This window comes from Streptomyces sp. NPDC050121, from assembly GCF_044460385.1.
Classification (GTDB): Bacteria; Actinomycetota; Actinomycetes; order Streptomycetales; family Streptomycetaceae; genus Streptomyces; species Streptomyces soliscabiei.
Window position 1 is genome coordinate 52,418 of the sequence record NZ_JBITJV010000021.1, and the last position, 19,965, is coordinate 72,382.

The window sequence follows — 19,965 nt, forward strand, 5'->3', positions numbered from 1 at the left end:
GGAATGAGCACGCGGATCGCCTTCCTCAAGGGTCACGGCACCGAGAACGACTTCGTGATCGTCCCGGACGCCGAGAACGCCATCGACCTCACCCCGGCCGCCGTCGCCGCCCTGTGCGACCGTCGCGCGGGCATCGGCGGCGACGGAGTGCTGCACGTCGTGCGCTCCGCCGCACACCCCGAGGCGAAGGACATGGCGGCCGAGGCGGAGTGGTTCATGGACTACCGCAACGGCGACGGCTCCGTCGCCGAGATGTGCGGCAACGGAGTCCGCGTCTTCGCCCGCTATCTCCAGCGGGCCGGCCTCGTCACCGAGGGCGACCTCGCGGTCGCCACGCGCGGGGGCGTCAAGAGCGTGCACATCGCCAAGGACGGGGACGTCACGGTCGGCATGGGCAGGGCCCGGCTCCCCGAAGGGGACGTCACGGTGAACGTCGGCGCGCGCAGCTGGCCCGCGCGCAACGTCAACATGGGCAACCCGCACGCCGTCGCCTTCGTGGACGACCTCGCCCACGCCGGCGACCTGTTCTCCCCGCCGCCCTTCAGCCCCGCCTCCGCCTACCCGGACGGCGTCAACGTCGAGTTCGTCGTGGACCGCGGCCCGCGGCATGTCGCCCTGCGCGTGCACGAGCGCGGGTCCGGCGAGACCCGCTCGTGCGGCACGGGCGCGTGCGCCGTCGCCGTGGCGGCCGCGCGCAGGGACGGCCTCGACCCGGCGGCCACCGGGACGCCGGTCACCTACACCGTCGACCTCCCCGGCGGCCGTCTGCTGATCACCGAGCGCCCCGACGGGGAGATCGAGATGACCGGGCCCGCAGTGATCGTCGCCACAGGGGAGATCGATCCCGAGTGGCTGGAAACAGCCGCCCGCTGATCCCGACATGGCTTGGCATCGGAGGCCGGTAGGGGCCGATGGCAGGTGGGAGCAGGTCCCGTGGGCCGGTCGTGGGTTCGAATGCGCGACCGCTCGTCGGTCGGGTGGCTCAAAACCGTAAACCTCTTATCCATCGCTCGAATGGGTGATCCGTTTCACGCTCGGCGAGAGGCGGTCAGTCGCGCGTGATGGGCTCGGTAGCATCAAGCACCGGCCCGGACGGGGGACCGTACGCCAGTCCCCTGAGCCGTGTCCGCCCTGGGACACCCCGTCCGCCGGTCCACGCAGCCGGAGGTGCCCATGAGTGCGGAGGCCACGAACCCTGCGACCCCAGGCCCGGTGGTACCGGCCACGCCCCGCAGGCGCAGCCGTCCCCGGATCGACCTGCGCCGCCTGGTCGGGGCCGCGCTGCTCGGCCCCACCTCCCGCGGCCGACTGCCCGACGCGATCGGTCACGTGGTCGAGGTCCACCGCGCCCACCATCCGCACGCCGACCTGGAACCGCTGCACCGCGCCTACGTGCTCGCCGAGTCCTCGCACCGCGGCCAGATGCGCAAGAGCGGCGAGCCCTACATCACCCACCCGCTCGCCGTGACCCTGATCCTCGCCGAACTCGGCGCGGAGACCACGACCCTGACGGCCTCGCTGCTCCACGACACCGTCGAGGACACCGATGTGACGCTCGATCAGGTCGGTGAGCAGTTCGGCGCTGAGGTGCGCTATCTCGTCGACGGCGTCACGAAGCTGGAGAAGGTCGACTACGGGGCCGCCGCCGAGCCCGAGACCTTCCGCAAGATGCTCGTCGCCACCGGCAACGACGTCCGCGTGATGTCGATCAAACTCGCCGACCGGCTGCACAACATGCGCACCCTGGGGGTGATGCGACCCGAGAAGCAGGCGCGCATCGCCAAGGTGACCCGCGACGTCCTCATCCCGCTCGCCGAACGCCTCGGCGTCCAGGCGCTCAAGACCGAACTGGAGGACCTGGTCTTCGCGATCCTCCACCCCGAGGAGTACGAGCACACCCGCGAGCTGATCGTCGACAACGCCTCCCGCGCGGACGACCCCCTCGCCGAGTTCGCCGACGCTATGCGCACGGTCCTGCGCGACGCCGGTATCCAGGCCGAAGTCCTCATCCGGCCACGGCACTTCGTCTCCGTGCACCGCGCGGCCCGCAAGCGCGGCCGAATGAGGGGAGCCGACTTCGGCCGCCTGCTGGTACTGGTGAACGAGGACGCCGACTGTTACGCCGTCCTCGGCGAACTGCACACCTGTATGACGCCGGTCGTCTCGGAGTTCAAGGACTTCATCGCCGTCCCGAAGTTCAACCTGTACCAGTCGCTGCACACCGCCGTCGCCCGCGAGGACGGCCAGGTCGCCGAAGTCCTCATCCGTACGCACCAGATGCACAAGGTCGCCGAGGCCGGCGTCGTCGCGCTCGGCAACCCCTACACGGCTCTCGCCGAGGAGCAGACCCGGGAGGGAGCCCCCGCCGACGGGGAACGCGTCGACCCCACCCGGCCCGGCTGGCTCTCCCGCCTCCTCGACTGGCAGGAGGCCGCACCCGATCCCGACACCTTCTGGTCCACCCTGCGCGAGGACCTCGCCCAGGACCGCGAGATCACCGTCTTCCGCCCCGACGGCGGCACGCTCGGCCTGCCCGAGGGGGCGACCTGTGTCGACGCCGCGTACGCGCAGTACGGCGAGGACGCCCACGCCTGCATCGGCGCCCGCGTGAACGGCCGCCTGGCGACCCTCAGCACGGTCCTGCGGGACGGCGACACCGTCCAGCTCCTCATGGGCCAGGACCCCGCCTCGGAGCCCTCCAGGGAGTGGCTGGAGCACGCCCACACCCCCGCCGCCCGGATCGCCATCCAACGGTGGCTGGCGACGCACCCGGCCCCGGCCGAACACGAGCACCCCGAGCCCGCAGCGAGCTCCGGGGCGGTGAGCCCTCCCAAGGCCGCCGAGCCGACCCCGCGGGGCCCGGCCGACGCTCCCGCGGCCGACGCGTCCGTCGCGCGGCCCGGCGCCGCGATCACCGTCGTGGACCGGCCCGACGCGAGCGTCCGGCTCGCCGGATGCTGTACGCCCGTGCCGCTCGACGAGATCACCGGCTTCGCCGTGCGCGGGGGAGTGGTGACCGTCCACCGTGCCGAGTGCGCCGCCGTGGCGCGCATGGCGAACGCGGGGCGCGAAGAGGTCGACGTGAGCTGGGGCGACACCACCGGATGCCGGGTCACCCTGGTCGCCGAATCCTTCGGCCGCCCCCATCTGCTCGCGGACCTCACCGAGGCGATGGCCTCGGAAGGCGCCGAGATCGTCTCCGCGACCGTCGAGCCCCCGAGCCAGCAGCGGGTGCGCCACACCTACACCGTCCAACTCCCGGACGCGGCACACCTGCCCACCCTCATCCGCGCCATGCGCAACGTGCCCGGGGTGTACGACGTGGACCGCGCGCAGCACCACGCCTCGTCCTCCTCCTCGGGGACGATGTAGGCGTCCCCACGCGCGCGTGCATGCGTCGCGCCGGATCCGCTCGCCGGCGTCACGCACGCGCACGTGAGCAACTCGTTCGGGTGGGGCGGGCGCGCGTCGCCGACGCGGCGCCCGTGCGCGCTGGTAGCGGTGGTGCATGCTGCTCACCCCCCGCGCCCGGACCCCGCGAGCCCCGTCCGCCCGACCCGGACCCTCCCGCCGGCTGAAATCCGCGCTGCTCGCCTCGGCCGTCTCCGTCTGCCTGGTCGCCGCGAGCGCTCCGCCGACCCCGCTCGGCGTCGGCGACCGCCTCTTCCCGGACCTGGGCAACCCCGGGTACGACGTCGCGTACTACGACCTGTCCTTCACCTATTCCGGCGCCAACGACAAGCCACTCCAGGCGGTCACCACCATCGACGCCTGGACCACGACCGCCCTGGACCGGATCAACCTCGACTTCGCCCACGGCAAGGTCGACTCGGTCGAGGTCGACGGCGAGCCCGCCGCCTTCGCCGCCGCAGGCGACGATCTGGTGGTCACCCCCAAGGACGCGCTGCCCCCGGGCAGCTGGATGCGGATCACCGTGCGGCACACCAGCGACCCCGTGAGCCCCGCCGACCGGGACGGCGGCTGGATCAGGACCACGGACGGTCTCGCGATGGCCAACCAGGCGGACGCCGCCCACCTGGTCTTCCCGTGCAACGACCACCCCTCCGACAAGGCGATGTTCACCGTCCGGATCACGGCGCCCAACGGCTACACGGCGGTTGCCAACGGGCTGCCGACCGGCATGGACCGGGTCGGCAGGGCGACCACCTGGACGTACCGCACGCAGCACCCCATGGCCACCGAGCTCGCCCAGGTGTCCATCGGCCGGTCCACCGTCGTGCACCGCGCGGGGCCGCACGCCCTGCCCGTCCGGGACGTCGTGCCCACCAAGGACCGCACGCTCCTCGAACCGTGGCTGAAGAAGACCCCCGACCAGATCGCCTGGATGGAGAGCAAGGTCGGCCCCTACCCCTTCGAGGCGTACGGCGTGCTCCTGGCCGAGGCCTCCACCGGGTTCGAACTCGAGACGCAGACTCTCTCCCTCTTCGAGAGAGACCTCTTCACCCAGCCCGGCTACCCCCAGTGGTACCTCGAGTCGATCATGGTGCATGAGCTGTCCCACCAGTGGTTCGGCGACAGCGTCAGCCCGCGCACCTGGTCCGACCTGTGGCTCAACGAAGGACACGCCACCTGGTACGAGGCGCTCTACGCGGAGGAGAAGGCGGGCCGCACGCTCCAGGCGCGCATGAAGGCGGCGTACGGCGCCTCCGACCGCTGGCGCGCCGCGGGCGGCCCGCCGGCGCTGCCCAAGGCGCCAGAGCCCGGTCAGAAGATCAGCATCTTCCGACCCAACGTCTACGACGGTGCTGCCCTCGTCCTCTATGCCCTGCGCCAGGAGATCGGCCGGCCCGCGTTCGAGCACCTGGAGCGGGCGTGGGTGCATGACCACCGGGACTCCACGGCGACCACGGCCGACTTCGAGCGCCTCGCCGAAAAGATCTCCGGACGCGATCTCGCCGGCTTCTTCAAGCAATGGCTGTACGGCGAGAAGACCCCGCCGATGCCTGGCCACCCGGACTGGAAGTCGGCGGCACCGATCGCGAAGGCCGACCCGAAGACGGACCCGAAGACGGACTCGAAGACCGTTCCGAAGTCCGTATCGAAAGCCGGCCTGGAAGCCGCGCCGCATGCGGTCCCGAAAGCCCCGCGTACCGCGGAATAAGGCCGTGACGAGACGGGCCGTACCGTGCGACCATCGTGAGGTCGGCGCGGCACGGGCCCGGGAATCTCCCGGGGCACTCGTGCGTTGAGATCCATGAAGGCCGCCGATCCGGCATCCCCAACGACGTAAGGACCCAATGACCTCCTCTTCTTCCCCTTCCCAGGACACCAAGCGCATGGCGCACGCCTACCCCGAAGGTCTTCGGGCCGATGCCCTGATGGAAGAGGACGTCGCCTGGAGCCACGAGATCGACGGAGACCGGGACGGCGACCAGTTCGACCGTACCGAGCGCGCGGCCCTGCGCCGCGTGGCCGGCCTCTCCACCGAGCTCGAGGACGTCACCGAGGTCGAGTACCGCCAGCTCCGCCTGGAGCGGGTCGTACTCGTGGGCGTCTGGACCACGGGGACCGCACAGGACGCGGACAACTCCCTCGCGGAGCTGGCCGCCCTCGCGGAGACCGCGGGCGCCCTCGTCCTCGACGGCGTCATCCAGCGCCGCGACAAGCCCGACGCGGCCACCTACATCGGTTCCGGCAAGGCCGACGAGCTGCGTGACATCGTCCTCGAAACGGGCGCGGACACCGTCATCTGCGACGGTGAGCTCAGCCCGGGGCAGCTGATCCACCTCGAGGACGTCGTCAAGGTCAAGGTCATCGACCGTACGGCCCTGATCCTCGACATCTTCGCCCAGCACGCCAAGTCCCGAGAGGGCAAGGCGCAGGTCGCGCTCGCGCAGATGCAGTACATGCTGCCTAGGCTGCGCGGCTGGGGTCAGTCGCTGTCCCGTCAGATGGGCGGCGGCAAGGGCGGCGGCCTCGCCACCCGTGGCCCCGGTGAGACCAAGATCGAGACGGACCGGCGGCGGATCCGCGAGAAGATGGCGAAGATGCGCCGGGAGATCGCGGACATGAAGACCGGCCGCGAGATCAAGCGCCAGGAGCGCAAGCGCCACAAGGTGCCGTCCGTCGCCATCGCGGGCTACACCAACGCCGGTAAGTCGTCCCTGCTCAATCGCCTCACGGGCGCGGGCGTCCTGGTCGAGAACGCCCTGTTCGCGACCCTGGACCCGACCGTGCGCCGGGCGGAGACGCCCAGCGGCCGGCTGTACACGCTGGCGGACACGGTCGGCTTCGTCCGGCACCTGCCGCACCACCTGGTCGAGGCGTTCCGCTCCACCATGGAGGAGGTCGGCGAGTCCGACCTGATCCTGCACGTGGTGGACGGCTCGCACCCCAACCCGGAGGAGCAGCTGGCCGCCGTGCGCGAGGTGGTCCGGGACGTCGGCGCCACCGGGGTGCCCGAGATCGTCGTCATCAACAAGGCGGACGCGGCCGACCCGCTGACGCTCCAGCGGCTGATGCGGATCGAGAAGCGTTCCATCGCCGTCTCGGCCCGCACCGGCCAAGGCATCGACGAGCTGCTCGCGCTGATCGACAACGAGCTGCCGCGGCCCTCGGTCGAGATCGAGGCGCTCGTGCCGTACACCCACGGCAAGCTGGTCGCCCGCGCCCACACCGAGGGCGAGGTGATCTCCGCGGAGCACACGGCGGAGGGCACCCTGCTGAAGGTACGGGTGCATGAGGAACTGGCGGCGGACCTCGCGCCGTACGTTCCGGCGCCGGTCGCCTGAGCCGTCACGGCCGGCCGCCCGCAGGCCCAACGCCCGAAGGCCCGCCCCCTGCTGATCGCAGAGGGCGGGCCTTCGGCGTGCACGGCTCACTCGCCGCCGTAGGTCTTGCTCATGTTCTGGTAGAGCGCCTCGGCCTCCCGGCCGAGCTGCGGGCCCGCCAGCCAGGTGTTGTCGGCCGGGCCGATCGAGGTGTTGGAGACCAGCTCGGTCTTGCCGTTGACCACCCGGAACCAGCCGCCGCCGGAGGAACCGCCGGTCATCGTGCAGCCGATGCGGTACATCGCCGGCAGCGAGGTGCTCAGCGAGAACCGCCCGGGCCGGTCGAGGCACTTGAACATCTTCAGCCCGTTGTAGGGCGGCGCCGCCGGGTAGCCCCAGGCGCCCATCGTGTTCACGTCGGTCGCGGACGGCGCGGAGAAGTCCACGTTCAGCGCCCCGCCGACCGTCTCCTCCAGCGACTTGGAGCCCTGCTCCGGCGTCACATGCAAGACGGCGTAGTCGTAGGCGGCACCCGCGCCGCCTGTCTCCGAGCCGCCGGCGATCCACTCGTTCGAGGTCGACGCCCAGTCCGCCCACCAGTTGCCGTAGGGGGAGATCTCCGCCGCGGTGGCGTTGCCGAGCTGCGCCTCGCTCTTGCCGAGGTCGTTGTAGGCGGGGACGAACACGAGGTTGCGGTACCAGCCGCCGGCGCCGCCGGCGTGCACGCAGTGACCGGCCGTCCAGACGAGGTTGGACTTGCCCGGGTGGTTCACGTCCTTGATGACCGTGCCCGAGCAGACCATCGCCCCCTCGGGCGAGTCGAAGAAGACCTTGCCGACCGGGGCTGCGTTCTCGTGATACGGCGTCTTCTCGGCCGCCGCCTGGACGGCCGCCGGCTCCGGGTCGCTGACGCCCTGGTCGGCGGCGGCGTCCTTGGTCGTGACCGTCTTGTTCGCCTCCTTCGCGGACTGCATCCGCTCCGGCTTCCACAGGCCCTCGATCACGGGGTTGACGAAGTCCTTGGCGGCGCTGAGCCACTTGTCCTTGTCCCAGTCCTGCCAGCCGCCGTCGGCCCACTTGTCGACGTCGATGCCGTGCTGCTTGGGGTGCCGTTAACGAGCGGCAAACCAGGTGACAAGTAACCCGCCAGTAGTTTCCCGTGCATCGCGTGGCCGCACTCGTCGCAGGCCAGCGGCGCGGGTGGCCGGGTCTTCCACACTGCTTCCCAGCCGCGCCCGCATCCGAGGTCGGACAGGTGGCGAAGACGGTTCCCCACTCGGCGTGCACGGCCCTGAACGCCACGCTGGCTCCCTGCTGGTCGGCGAGGAGGCGAGTGTGGCGCGGGGCGCTGACATCGCGTCAGGCCGCGGCGGGCTCCGGCTCGGGGTCCGGTTCCTGGGGGACGGGGTGGGCGAGCTGGAGGCGGCTGCCCATGTTCAGCCGCACCTCGCCGTAGGGCTGGATGTGCATCCAGAACAGCGGGGTCAGGGCGCGTTTGTCCTCGTCGGTGAGGACGTCGGCCCATTCGGGGTCGGCGAGCATGTCCTGGATCATCAGGGTGTTCACGAAGACGAGCGCCGTTTGCAGGAGATGGAGCGCGAGAACCGAGAGTTCTTGCTGGTCACGGCGGTTGGAGGAGAGTTCGCCGCTCTTGCCGAAGAAGATGATGTCGTTGGCGCCGTTCCAGCCCTCGACGACGTTCAGGCCCTCCTGGATCTCGCGCTGGAGGTCGCGGTCGCGCAAGTAGCGGGCGACGAAGATGGTCTTCTGTGCTTTGCCGACCTCCAGCATGGCCTGGTAGACGGGGTGGGAGGCGGTGCGGGTGAAGCGCCGCAGGATGGCCTCGGTGGAGGCGGTGCCGACGCGGATCGCGGTGGCGTACTTGATGAGCTGGTCGTAGTTGTTCTCGATGACGTCCCAGCGGATTGGGCGGGTCATCGAGTCGGCGAGGTTGTCGTAGGTGTCCTCGTCCTCGCGTCCGGGCCGGTAGAGCTTGACCTTGTTGATCTGCTTGATCCGGGGCAGCAGGTCGTAACCCAGGAGCCTCGTCAGCCCGAAGCCGATTTCCGACTGGCCGTGCGAGTCGACGTAGTTGCCCTCGGCTTTCATGGCGGTGGCGTGCCGCATCATGCCCTCGATCGCGGCGGCGACCTCGGAGGCGGTGCAGTTGAGAAGCTGGCTGTGAATGGCCATCGAGCCTTTCTCGATGTGCCAGTACACGAGGACTCCGCGGCCCCCATAGCGGGAGTGCCACTCGGTGAAGATGTTGCGGTCCCAGGCTTTGAAGTGTGTCGAGTCGGAGGCGACGGTGGTGGTGCCCTGCCCCCACACGGTTTCCTGGCGGGCGGCGAAGGTGGCGTTGGCGATCTCTACCCCGGCGGCTTTGAGGCCGACGGCGGTCAGGTAGCGGCGGGCGGTATAGCGCAGTTCCTCCTCGCTGTGCCCGTGCTCGCCGGCCGCGACCGAGCTGATCCCCGAGTTCGTGCCGTACGCGTACGCGATCAGGAGCAGGCGTTCGAGGAGCTTCGCCTCGTCGATGGCCTCGCGGGTGCCGACCGGGGCCAGGGCCTTGAGCATCCCGGTGCGCAGGGCGGCTTCTTTCAGGATGTCGATGAGGGCGACGGTGCCCCACTTCTTGCGGATCGCCTTCTTGAGCTTGCGCAGGTTCTTCGGCTCCTTCTGCGACTCGGGCTCGGTGAACTTGATCGCACCGTTGCGGTGCTTGCCGCTGACCGTCACCCACGGCAGCTTCGGCAGTTTCGTGTCCAGGGCGCCGAGTGCCCTGCGCATCTCGGTCTGGAGCTGGGCGGTGAACACCTTCGCCTCTCGCGGCTTGTTCAGCTTCTCGTAGTACTCCGCGCGGCGGGTCTCGAAGTCGTCGGGGAGGTCGTCGTCGGGGTTGCGCCACTTGTCGGCGCCGACCACCCAGATCTCCTTGCAGCGCAGCCGGTCGCGCAGGGTCTGGAAGACGCACGCCTCGTACACGGTGCGCATGACGCGCTGGGCCCCCTTGTCGGGGGTGTGGAGGGCAAACTCCATCCAGTCTTTGCGGACCACGCCTTGCAGCGGGACGGTCTCGCCGAGCGGCAGGTAGGTGGTGGAGGAGTCCTTGTGCCGCTCGATGAGGGCCAGGGCCTCGACGACGGGCTTGTGACGGTCGTTGGAGGAGCGGAAGTCGAGCACCTCCAGCAGTTTCATCAGCCCGGCGCGGTAGTGGTTGCTGTAGGAGGACTTGAACACCTCCCGCTTGGAGCGGGCGAAGGCGGCGTTGGTCGCTTTCATCTCGGCGACCAGGTCCTTGAGCGTCTTCTCTCCGCCGGCCGCCGGATAGACCACCTCGCGCACGCTGCCCTCGGGGGCGCCGAGCGAGGCTGCGGCGATCCGCCCGAGCAGCCCGGCCTTGCCCCTCACCTTGGTGAACTCGGCGACGAACGCCTCGGTCACCTTCTTCTCCGCCCGCGCGTTGATGCGGTGCACGGTGGAGTTCAGCAGTTCCACCAGCGTGTCGGTGATCTCCCGCTGCCGCTGGAAGAGCAAGGCGGCGAGCAGGACGTGCCGCACCTCGGGGGCGAAGCGGCGCAGGTGGCTGGGAGAGGACGCCGATGCTCTCGCCCGCCAGGCGTTGATGACCTGTACGCCGATCCCGGTGAACACCTTCTCCGGGATGCCGACGGCGCGGACCTGCTTGAGCTTGGATATCTCGTCCAGCAGCGAGTTGAGGCTGACGTTGCCCGGGTGGGCCTTGATGTCCGCGAGCACCGACTCCACGTCGTCTTCATCGTCCTGCGCGGTCGCGTCATCCTGGGCGGGGCCGTCGCCGGTCAGGCCGGTGAAGACCAGCGCGTCCAGGCGGCGGGCACAGCCCTGCGCCCGTGCCAGGCGGGCTGCGGCCTCGGCGACGGCGCGTTCGTCGGCCTGGTGCAGTGCGGAGCGGATGATCGTGTCGACCTGGGCTGCGGTCGGCGGCTCGATCATCTCCGCGCGCATCTGCCGCAGCAGCTCGGCCCGCACCTGTTCCTCGCGGCGTTCGTCGTGCCAGATCACGTCCACCAGGTGCGAGACGAGCTTGACGAGGTCGGTCTTGGTGCACTCGTGCCAGCCGGTCAGATCCCGCAGCTCGCTGCGGTGCCGCTTGGCCGCGCGGGAGGTGAAGTCGTAGAAGGCCAGCTCGGACGCGGCGACGCCGGCCTGCTTGGCGACGTGCTCGACCGCGTCGGGCGGCAGCTCCAGGCGTATCCGGGGAAACCGGCCGCGCCAGGTCAAGAACTTGAGCTGAACGGCGAAGCCCAGCCTTGTGGCGCCAGTCTTGTTCCGTAACCAGCCCGCCTCGTCGCTGGACAGGGTGAAGTGGTCCACCACTCCGTCCAGACCCAGATCCCGCCCCACTGTTCAGCCCCTTCCGCATGCCCCGTAATCAGCTTTCGGGCCGGACGGTAGGGGCGCTGGTGTACGGCGGGCGCGGGTATCGGCGAAGTGCCCGGGAGGGACAGGGTGACCTGGTACAGCTACCGGCTTTGCCGCAGGACGGCGTACACGTCGCCGGTGCAGGCGAAGACCGGCGCGGCCTGACCGTGCTGTTCTGGTCGAACGTCAACCGGTACGGGACCTTCCGGCTCGACACGGACAAGCGGCTCAACCTGGCGCCCGTAGCGGATCCCTGACCCTGGCAGTTCGGTGCAGCCGACACGGCCACGAGATCAAAGACGAGGACGTGGCCCAGCTGTCCCCGCTCAAGCACCGGAACCTCAACGTCCTCGGCCGCTACAACTTCACCGCCTCCCGGCCGGTCGAAAGCTTGCGTCTGCTGCACGACCCGGACGCCGTCGACCTCGACGATGACGAACAGGACTGACAGCGAGGATGTGACGTGGCTTCTCCGACGGGTCTGACTCACGGACTGACCGACGTCTCGACTGTCTTGTTTGGGATTTGTCGATCTGCTCGGGGGAGGTCGGGCTGTTCATCGGCACCCTGGACGGCCTGCTCGATGTAGCGGCGCAGGCGTCCAACGGCGAAGGTCTCGACGCTGTTCTCGCAGCCGGCACGTGAACCAGGGCTCGTGCCGCACCGCGGCGCGAGCCCGGAGGAGACGGGCCTGGGGGTGCCGCCGCGATAGCCCAGAAGACACAAAGAGCGGATCTTGAGTGGCTGGTGCGATGGTGTCGCCGTACTTCTGTGCAACGTCGTCCAGCTCCTCGTCTGTCCTTGGCGGCGCCGAGCGCAACCGACCGAACGGGGTGGTGTGCCTCCACAGTGCAGGGGCGCCCAGATGATCTCCAGATGTGCCGGTTCCCCCGGGCCTGGGCAGCGCTCCAACTGAGGCGATTAGTCGCCAAGATTTCTTAGCGATTCGTAGCCAGCGCTTGCGGTCAGAAGGTGCCTGATGTTGCACGCAGGGGCGAGCCGTGTCTCTCGGAGCGTCTGTTTCATGTGTCGCAGCCCCCGAAGACAAAGGGCGGCGCACAGGTCTTGGAATCGACTCGTCTGGCGCTGTGCGGGGTCGCCGCAAGGCGGTTGGCGCGGAATGGCGAATTCCCCTGGTGGCGCGTTCTGTCCGTCTTGGGCGGCCCGGAGGGATAAGTGATCGTCGGATTCAAGGGGCTCGTATATTGTTCAGCCGATTCATTCGCACAAGTGCACGACTGGCGAAGTGACCTGAAGCTTCGTCACGCCACCTGACGGCCTGACCAACCGTGAAAGGTAATCGACCTGTGAACAAGTACGCAATGCGCCTGAGACGGAGATCCGGCGCGCTGGGCTTGGCGACCGCTGTGATCCTTATGGCTGCACCTGCGGCGACGGCCTTACCGACGTCCTCCCCCGGCGCCGACGTCAGCACACAGTTCCCTATGCCAACCGGGACCAGCACACCCACGCCGCCCACGCCGCACCCGGCACCGACCAGCACCGAGGCCTCGGAATCCACGGAACCGACCCTTGAGACTCCTTCGCCCTCGGGGCCGGCCTCGGTGACCGAGCCGACGGACGTTCCGATGCCACCACCGGAGGAACTGAAGGCGACGCCCGAGGAGATCGCCGAGGCCAGGGCCGCGGAGGCTTACTGGACACCCGAGCGTATCGCCGACGCCGTCCCGGTGGAGTCGGGTAAGGGAGGGGACGGCGACAGCAATGGCGGCGAAGGGGACGCCGGGGGCGCCCCGTCGCTCGGCAAGACGCTGCGAGCGTCCTCCGCGTTCGACAACAAGGGCGTGGCCACCGCTGGTGTCTTCCTCATCAGTGACGATGACGACCCCCAGTCGGACCCCGGAAGCCGGGACCAGTTCTGTTCCGCCTCGTCTGTCGCCTCTCCGACGAAGTCGCTCATAATCACCGCGGCTCACTGCCTCAACGACAACGACCGCTTCAAGTCCCTGGCGTTCGCGCCTGGATGGAAGCCGGACCCGGCGCATCGAGGCCGCGGTGTCGCCCCGTACGGAATCTTCCCCATCAAAAAGGGAAAGGTCTGGATCGACGGACGCTATCTGGCCCAGGGGCCGGCCAAGGCCGATGACCTGGACTTCGCAATCCTGAGGTCCGGCCCGAACTCCAAGGGGGAATTTCTGGAGAACGCGACGGGCATGGGCAACGAACTCGTCACCCTACATTCCGCGCAGCTCGCCCAGCGCAACGTCACCCTCATCGGTTTTCCGGGCGGGTCCAAGGCACCGCTTGTCTGTCCTTCGACCACGACCAAGGGCTATGACGACCGGTTCCTCGAGATAGCCTGCGACGGCTTCGCTCCGGGTGTCTCCGGCGGTCCCTTCCTCCGCAACTTCGACGGCAAGCGGGGTGACGTCATCGGCGTCATCGGCGGCTACAAGACGGGCGGGACTCGGGACGACGTCTCTTACTCCTCTCAGTTCGACGCCGACGTGGTCCGCCTCTACAACCAGGCGGTCAACGACTATCCGCCGGACACCCCAAAGGGCGCCGACGGCATGGGGGACGCCAAGTTGTGGCGGCACGCCATGGCCGCGGTCTCCGGCACATTCCACACCGAGTCGCAGAAGTACGGCGACTCCGACCTGATCGTCAAGTGGAGCGACGGCGAGGTGACCCTCTACCCGGGGGACCAGAACCAGGGCCTTTACACCGGGTGCAAGGCCGGGCAGCCCTGCGAGGTGCAGTTGGCCAAGCCCAACGACCTGTGGAGCCAGTACGCCGATGTCGTCACCGCGGGGGACTACACCGGATCCAACGCCTACGACCTGATGGTGAAATGGGCGGACGGTGAAGTGACGATCTACAAGGACATCGACCAGAACAGCAAACTGCCCACATCGTCGGACGAGCACCCGGCGAACGAGATCAAGATCGCGCAGGGCGGATCCGTCTGGAAGTACGCCAAGGGCATCGCGACGGGGAAGTACGGCGGCAACAAATGGCCCGACGATCTCGTCGTCCGCTGGGTCGACGGCGAGGTCACCAAGTACACCGACGTAGATGGCAACGGCTTCCACACGGAGACGCAACTGCTCGCCAAGAACAGCCTGTGGGCAAACAGCGCCGACCTCATCACCGGAGGCGACTTCGACGGCGACACCAGCGACGCCAACCCCAACTACGACCTCTTCGTGAAGTGGTCCGACGGCGAACTGACCATCTATCAGGACATCGGCACCCGAGGCTTGGGCGGCGAGTCCGAGGTGCTCGCCGCGAACAGCACCTGGACCCATGCCCGCGTCGTCGCGGCAGGTGAGTTCGGTGCCAACAACTGGGAGGACGACCTCTTCGTACGCTGGTCGGACGGGGAAGTGTCCATGTATGGCAACACGCAGGCCGACGCGCTCGGTCGCGAGTACCAGCTGGTCCCGCCACCGACTGCCTTCGCCGCCGCAAGTGTACGTTCGGACGATCCGTGCGCCCGGGTCTGTGGCCCCGAACTGTACCGCCGCGGCATTCGCTAGCACTCACCAGCGTGTGGCGCTGCTTCTCCGGAGGCAGCGCCACACGGCACACTCAACTGGAGCCCCATGCGCGCACGCCACCCTCTCATCCTCGCCCTTCTCCTCTCTCTCGCGGCCCTTACCGGAGCCTGCACGGCGCAGAAGCAAGAGCCGGAGGAACTCGGGAATGGAGAGACCCCATCCGTATCGCAGGCCCCCACCTGGGACGGCAAGGAAGACCAGGAGGAGGCAATGGAGCGCGCCACGCGCGCCCTGAACGCAGTCGAACCCGAAAGCGCCTCCCTCGAGGACACTGGCACGGCAGCCCTGGCTAAGGGCCTGAACACGACGTTCGCGACGAAAGGTGATAGGCCCTATACCTTCGACATCGCCTGCCAGGCCCCCGCGCCGCACACGCTCACACTGACCCTGGTAAGGGGCGAGGTGGCGAACGAATGGGAGGTGGAGTGCGGCGACCGCGAGGCGGACCAGTTCAACATCCCGGCCGGCACCCCCGTCACCGCTCGGATCACACCGCCGAACCGGGACGCCGACGGTCTCATCAGCTGGCGACTCAACACCATCGCCACCAAGGACGTGCAGGACTGCGAGGACGACATCACGGGGTGCGAGAACTGAACGTCATCGTCAAGCGAAGGATCTGATCCCAGCTTGTGTGCATGGTGGCCGCGCCCTCCGCGCGCTGCTGCTTCTGGACGTTGCGGCGGTCGCAGGGAGGGCTCGGTCTCCTGGTAGTGCCAGGACGTTGTCACCGGCAGCAGGGGTATATCGCACCCTATTTATCCATCGGCGTACCGGCGTACGAGTGGTGGTGTGGCCGGTGGTGTACAGCGGCCTCGGGGAACAGCGGTTAGCGGTAGCAGTGGTTCTGTTTCGAGCCTCTCGCAAATGACGGAATGCACAATCGCCCCTCGGGACGTGTCGATAAACGACCGTCTGCCGACACTCGGCGCAGCGATCACGAACCCGCAGGTGGGCAGCGTCGGTAACTCGCGTCGAAAATCAACGTCGGAGAACGGTTCTTCGGGTAGTTTCCGACGATGCTCATTGGCTACGCCCGCACATCGACGGCCGACCAGAACCCCGACCATCAGATCGACGCACTACTCCGCCACGGCGTCGACCGCGACAACATCCACGTCGACGTCGCCAGCGGCGCGAAGGCGTTCCGCCCGAAACTCGATCTCGTCATGCAGCTGCTGCGCGAGGGCGACACGTTGAAGGTGACCCGGCTCGACCGGCTCTCCCGCTCCGTGCTGCACCTGGTGACCCTCGGCGCCGAGCTGCGCGAGCGCAGTATCGGACTGCACGTCATCGAGCAGGGCATCGACACCGCCACCATGGAGGGGCGAGCGATGTTCGGGATGCTGTCCGTACTGGCAGAGCTCCAGCGGGAGCTGATCGTGGCGAACACGAACGACGGGCTCGCCTCCGCGCGGGCCCGCGGCCGGGTGGGCGGACGCCGGCCGAAGCTCACCGCGGACCAAGCCGCGCTCGCCCAACGGCTCTACGACGAACGGGAGAAGACGGTCCAACAGATCGCAGACATGTTCAGCGTGCCGAGGTCGACGGTGTACGGGCACCTCGACAAGACCAGGACCGTGCCCCGCCAGCCGAAGCGAAGACGGCAGTCATGAAGCCCTGAAAACCACCGGCGGGTTACTTGTCACCTGGTTTGCCGCTCGTTAACAGCACCCCTGCTTGAGCTTGCCGGCGATGTCGGCGGGAACCTTGACCTTGCCGTCACCGGAGCCGGCGTCGGCGGTCCGGGAGGCTCCGGCGCCGGCCTTGTCCTCGTCCGAGCCGTTGCAGGCGGTCGCCGTCAGTGCCAGGGCGGTGACGAGCCCGGCGGCGAGCAGAGGGCGCCGCCGGCCGTGCCGGTGCGCGATGGGCGTACGTGTGGAACGCATGGTGCGATGTCCCCCGTTGAAGCATGTGGATCCGTTGAAGCGTGTGGATCGTCGGAGCGTGGGAATCGGCAGGGTCCATGGGCCCTGCCATGTCATGCGCCTGTCATGCGGTCGGCCGAGTCCGTACGGCGACCGCGCGCAGGCGACACCCCACTATGCCCGGGGAATTCGGGACGAACGGCGGTGGGATGGTGAAGGTTCCCGACAGGCACCCCACCGCCGATCCGGCTACTGACCGGCGAACTTGTCGCTCACCGAGTCGTACACACCCTTGGCCACGTCACCCAGCCGCGGTCCTGCGAGCCAACCGGCCTTCACCGGGCCGATCGAGGTGTTGGACACCAGCGCGGGCTTGCCATTCGATCCGGCCGCGACCCAGCCGCCGCCCGACGAGCCGCCGGTCATCGTGCAGCCGATGCGGTACATCGTCGGGTCCGAGGAGCTGATCGAGAACCGCCCCGGCTTGTCCTGGCACTGGTACAGCTTCTGCCCGTCGTAGGGCGCCGCCGCCGGATAGCCGGTCGCCGTGATGCTGTCGATCTTCGGCACCGCTGGGGCCTTGAAGTCCACCGGCAGCGCCGAACCGACCGTCTCCTCCAGGGACTTGCCGGAACCGCCTTCCTCCGGCGTCACATGGATGACGGCGTAGTCGTACGAGGCGCCGTCGCCGCCGGTCTGTCCGCCCTGCGCGATCCACTGGTCCGAGGTCTTCGTCCAGTCGCCCCACCAGACGCCGTACGGAGCGGCCTGCTCCTTGGTGGCCGTCTGCAGTTGCTCGGCCGACAGGCCCTTGTCGTTGTACGACGGCACGAACACGAGGTTGCGGTACCAGCCGCCGCCCTTTCCGGCGTGCACGCAGTGGCCCGCCGTCCACACCAGGTTGGACTTGCCTGGGTGCGCCGGGTCCTGGACGACCGTCGCCGAGCACACCATCGTGCCCTCGGGGGAGTCGAAGAACACCTTGCCCGCCTCGGGGGCGTTGGCGTGGTACGTCGTCGGCACGGCCTTCGCGTCCACCGCCGCCGGCGTCGGGTCGGTCACGCCCTGGTCACCGGAGAGGTCGCCGTCGTCGACGGCCCGGTCCGGGTCCTCGGCCTTCCGCATCCGGTCCGGGTCCCACAGCCCCTTGATGATCGGGTTGATGTAGTCCTGCGCCTCCCGCAGCCAGTCGTCCTTGTCCCAGTTCTTCCAGGCGCCGTTCTTCCACTTGTCGAGGTCGATCCCGTGCTCTTTGAGCTTGTCCTTGATGTCGTCCGGGATCGTGATCTTTCCGTCGCCGGCGGCCGACGCGGTCGCACCGGCTTGGCCGTCCGCGTCGGTGTCGCCCGAGTCGCAGGCGGTCGCCGTGAGCGCGAGCACCGAGGCGAGGGCCACGGCACCCAGTACGGGGGAGGTTCTGCGGCGCGCGTTCCTCCTCCGACGAGCGGTGAACGACGGCCGTATGGATCGCATGGTCTGACTCCCCCTGCTGTCAACGAACTTGAAACACCGGCCGTTCCCCCCGGGGCGGAACTCATGGTGATCTCATGACGAGTTCAGGCGGGTCTCACGGCCAGGTGCGATGCCACCACACGATATGCGGTCGCTGTGGGGGACATCCGACGGAGCGGCAACTGTTCGGTCACAGCAAGGATCTTGAGGCACCCCGTAACCAGGAGGGCCGTCCGGGGTTGGTAGCGGTGGGGGGTCCGCTGTCCGCGCCCGGCCCTCTGAACTGCGCGAGGACAGGGAGCCGTGGCCGTGACCGAGCCAGTGCCCGAGGAGGTCCCCTCGGGACGTTCCACCGGAGCGTCCCCCGCCGGGACGGCCATTGTCGCCGCGCCGTCCGGCGCACGACCGGCGTACGAGGGCATCCTGCGGCGCCAGTCGGCACGCGAGTCGGCGGCGCGCACGTATGCGCGGGCTCTGCCCATCGTTCCGGTGCGGGCACGCGGGCTGACCATCGAAGGCGCGGACGGCCGCCGCTACCTCGACTGCCTCTCGGGCGCCGGCACCCTCGCGCTCGGCCACAACCACCCCGTCGTGCTGGAGGCCATCCGCAAGGTCCTCGACTCGGGCGCGCCCCTGCACGTCCTCGACCTCGCCACGCCCGTCAAGGACGCTTTCATCACCGAGCTGTTCCGCACTCTGCCGGCCGGTCTCGCCGACCACGCGCGCGTGCAGTTCTGCGGACCGGCCGGCACGGACGCCGTGGAGGCCGCGCTCAAACTGGTCCGCGCCGCCACCGGCCGCACCGGCGTCCTCGCCTTCACCGGCGCCTACCACGGGATGACCGCCGGCTCCCTCGAAGCGTCCGGGGGCGCCTTCGACGTACGGGTGGCCCGGCTGCCCTATCCGCAGGACTATCGCTGTCCGTTCGGCGTCGGCGGCGAACGCGGCGCCGAACTCGCCGCCCGCTGGACCGAGTCCGTCCTCGACGATCCCAAGTCGGGCGTACGGCTGCCCGCCGGGATGATCCTCGAACCCGTCCAGGGCGAGGGTGGCGTGATTCCCGCGCCGGACGCCTGGATGCGCCGTATGCGACATATCACGGCCGACCGCTCGATCCCGTTGATCGCCGACGAGGTCCAGACGGGCGTCGGGCGGACCGGCGCCTTCTGGGCGGTGGAGCACAGCGGGGTCACCCCTGACGTGATGGTCCTGTCCAAAGCCATCGGCGGCAGCCTGCCGCTCGCCGTCATCGTCTACCGCGACGACCTCGACGTCTGGGAACCTGGCGCCCACGCGGGCACGTTTCGCGGCAACCAACTCGCCATGGCCGCCGGCACGGCCACCCTCGCCTACGTCCGCGAGAACGGCCTCGCCGAACGCGCGGCCACCCTGGGCGCCCGCATGCTCGACGGGCTCCGGAGCCTGGCCCGGGAGTTCCCCGGTATGGGCGACGTGCGCGGCCGGGGGCTGATGATCGGGGTCGAGATGGTGGACCCCGAGGCGGAAAGCGGGCCCGGAGGGATCGGCTCACCGCTGGTCGCCGCTGGCGCCGATGACGGACTCGACGCGTACGCCGAAGTCGACGGTGCCGGGGTGGGTGCGGGTGCCGGTGCGGGTGCTGCCATGCCCAGCACGCCATCGCGCTCGATCTCTGCGCAGGCCGCCTGTCCTGCCGCTCCCGCGCTGGCCCTCGCAGTGCGGCGAGAGTGCCTGCGGCGCGGCCTGATCGTCGAACTGGGTGGGCGGCACGCCAGTGTCGTACGGCTGCTTCCCCCCTTGACCATCACCGATGAGCAGGCCGCGGCGGTACTCGACCGGCTGGCGGACGCGATGGCGGCGGTCTCCCGCGGTCAGGCCCATGGCCAGATCCGCGATACGGGTCCCGGCGACCACGCTCAGGCGCACCGGCAAAACCGGCCCCGGCGGCATCCCGGCCAGGTCCCCCGCCAGGGCGACCCAGCCGAATCCGCGCACAGTGCCTGACCG

At 69.2% G+C, this 19,965-nt stretch carries 13 protein-coding genes and 1 pseudogene; 10 read left to right on the plus strand and 4 right to left on the minus strand.

What is annotated here, in order from left to right:
- Positions 1–3: 3 nt before the first annotated feature.
- From dapF to hflX, 4 genes are all read left to right on the plus strand, one after another.
- On the plus strand, positions 4–873 hold the full coding sequence (gene dapF / locus ACIBTS_RS28625; RefSeq protein ID WP_399323140.1) for a diaminopimelate epimerase: 870 nt from the start codon (positions 4–6) through the stop codon (positions 871–873).
- A 300-nt stretch (positions 874–1,173) separates the two neighbouring features.
- Entirely contained in the window at positions 1,174–3,372 is a 2,199-nt protein-coding gene (locus tag ACIBTS_RS28630) for a RelA/SpoT family protein (RefSeq protein ID WP_399323142.1), read from the plus strand.
- A gap of 136 nt (positions 3,373–3,508) precedes the next feature.
- Complete coding sequence (locus ACIBTS_RS28635) at positions 3,509–5,122, plus strand: M1 family metallopeptidase (protein WP_399323144.1); 1,614 nt, start codon at positions 3,509–3,511, stop codon at positions 5,120–5,122.
- A 136-nt stretch (positions 5,123–5,258) separates the two neighbouring features.
- Positions 5,259–6,752 (plus strand): GTPase HflX, encoded by a 1,494-nt coding sequence (gene hflX, locus ACIBTS_RS28640; RefSeq protein WP_399323145.1) that lies wholly within the window; start codon positions 5,259–5,261, stop codon positions 6,750–6,752.
- An 86-nt stretch (positions 6,753–6,838) separates the two neighbouring features.
- Here the strand turns inward: hflX and ACIBTS_RS28645 are convergent.
- Positions 6,839–7,834 (minus strand): annotated as a pseudogene (locus tag ACIBTS_RS28645) (trypsin-like serine peptidase); the annotation flags it as partial.
- Between the two features lie 256 nt (positions 7,835–8,090).
- Entirely contained in the window at positions 8,091–11,117 is a 3,027-nt protein-coding gene (locus ACIBTS_RS28650; RefSeq protein WP_399323147.1) for a Tn3 family transposase, read from the minus strand.
- A gap of 17 nt (positions 11,118–11,134) precedes the next feature.
- Between ACIBTS_RS28650 and ACIBTS_RS28655 the strand changes: the two genes are divergently transcribed.
- The 5 genes from ACIBTS_RS28655 (at position 11,135) to ACIBTS_RS28675 (ending at position 16,275) form a co-directional block, all read left to right on the plus strand.
- The gene (locus ACIBTS_RS28655; RefSeq protein WP_399323149.1) at positions 11,135–11,392 is read left to right on the plus strand and encodes a hypothetical protein; all 258 of its coding nucleotides are present in this window, start codon (positions 11,135–11,137) and stop codon (positions 11,390–11,392) included.
- Between the two features lie 50 nt (positions 11,393–11,442).
- Positions 11,443–11,583, plus strand: a complete 141-nt coding sequence (locus tag ACIBTS_RS28660; RefSeq protein ID WP_399323151.1) for a hypothetical protein — start codon at positions 11,443–11,445, stop codon at positions 11,581–11,583.
- A 1,141-nt stretch (positions 11,584–12,724) separates the two neighbouring features.
- Positions 12,725–14,638, plus strand: coding sequence for a trypsin-like serine peptidase (locus ACIBTS_RS28665; RefSeq protein ID WP_399323152.1), 1,914 nt, complete (start codon positions 12,725–12,727; stop codon positions 14,636–14,638).
- Between the two features lie 66 nt (positions 14,639–14,704).
- Positions 14,705–15,256 (plus strand): hypothetical protein, encoded by a 552-nt coding sequence (locus tag ACIBTS_RS28670; RefSeq protein ID WP_399323154.1) that lies wholly within the window; start codon positions 14,705–14,707, stop codon positions 15,254–15,256.
- Between the two features lie 422 nt (positions 15,257–15,678).
- A complete protein-coding gene (locus ACIBTS_RS28675) occupies positions 15,679–16,275 on the plus strand; it encodes a recombinase family protein (RefSeq protein ID WP_399323155.1) in 597 nt (198 codons plus the stop codon).
- A 48-nt stretch (positions 16,276–16,323) separates the two neighbouring features.
- Here ACIBTS_RS28675 and ACIBTS_RS28680 read toward each other — a convergent pair whose 3' ends face one another.
- Both ACIBTS_RS28680 and ACIBTS_RS28685 read right to left on the minus strand, forming a co-directional pair.
- Complete coding sequence (locus ACIBTS_RS28680) at positions 16,324–16,548, minus strand: hypothetical protein (protein WP_399323157.1); 225 nt, start codon at positions 16,546–16,548, stop codon at positions 16,324–16,326.
- A gap of 228 nt (positions 16,549–16,776) precedes the next feature.
- Complete coding sequence (locus tag ACIBTS_RS28685; protein ID WP_399323159.1) at positions 16,777–18,000, minus strand: trypsin-like serine peptidase; 1,224 nt, start codon at positions 17,998–18,000, stop codon at positions 16,777–16,779.
- 357 nt (positions 18,001–18,357) lie between these two features.
- On the opposite strand from ACIBTS_RS28685, the gene ACIBTS_RS28690 reads away from it, so the two are divergent.
- Positions 18,358–19,962 carry a diaminobutyrate--2-oxoglutarate transaminase family protein gene (locus tag ACIBTS_RS28690; protein ID WP_399323263.1) on the plus strand — a complete coding sequence of 535 codons (1,605 nt, stop codon included), beginning with the start codon at positions 18,358–18,360 and terminating at the stop codon, positions 19,960–19,962.
- The last annotated feature ends 3 nt before the right edge of the window (positions 19,963–19,965 follow it).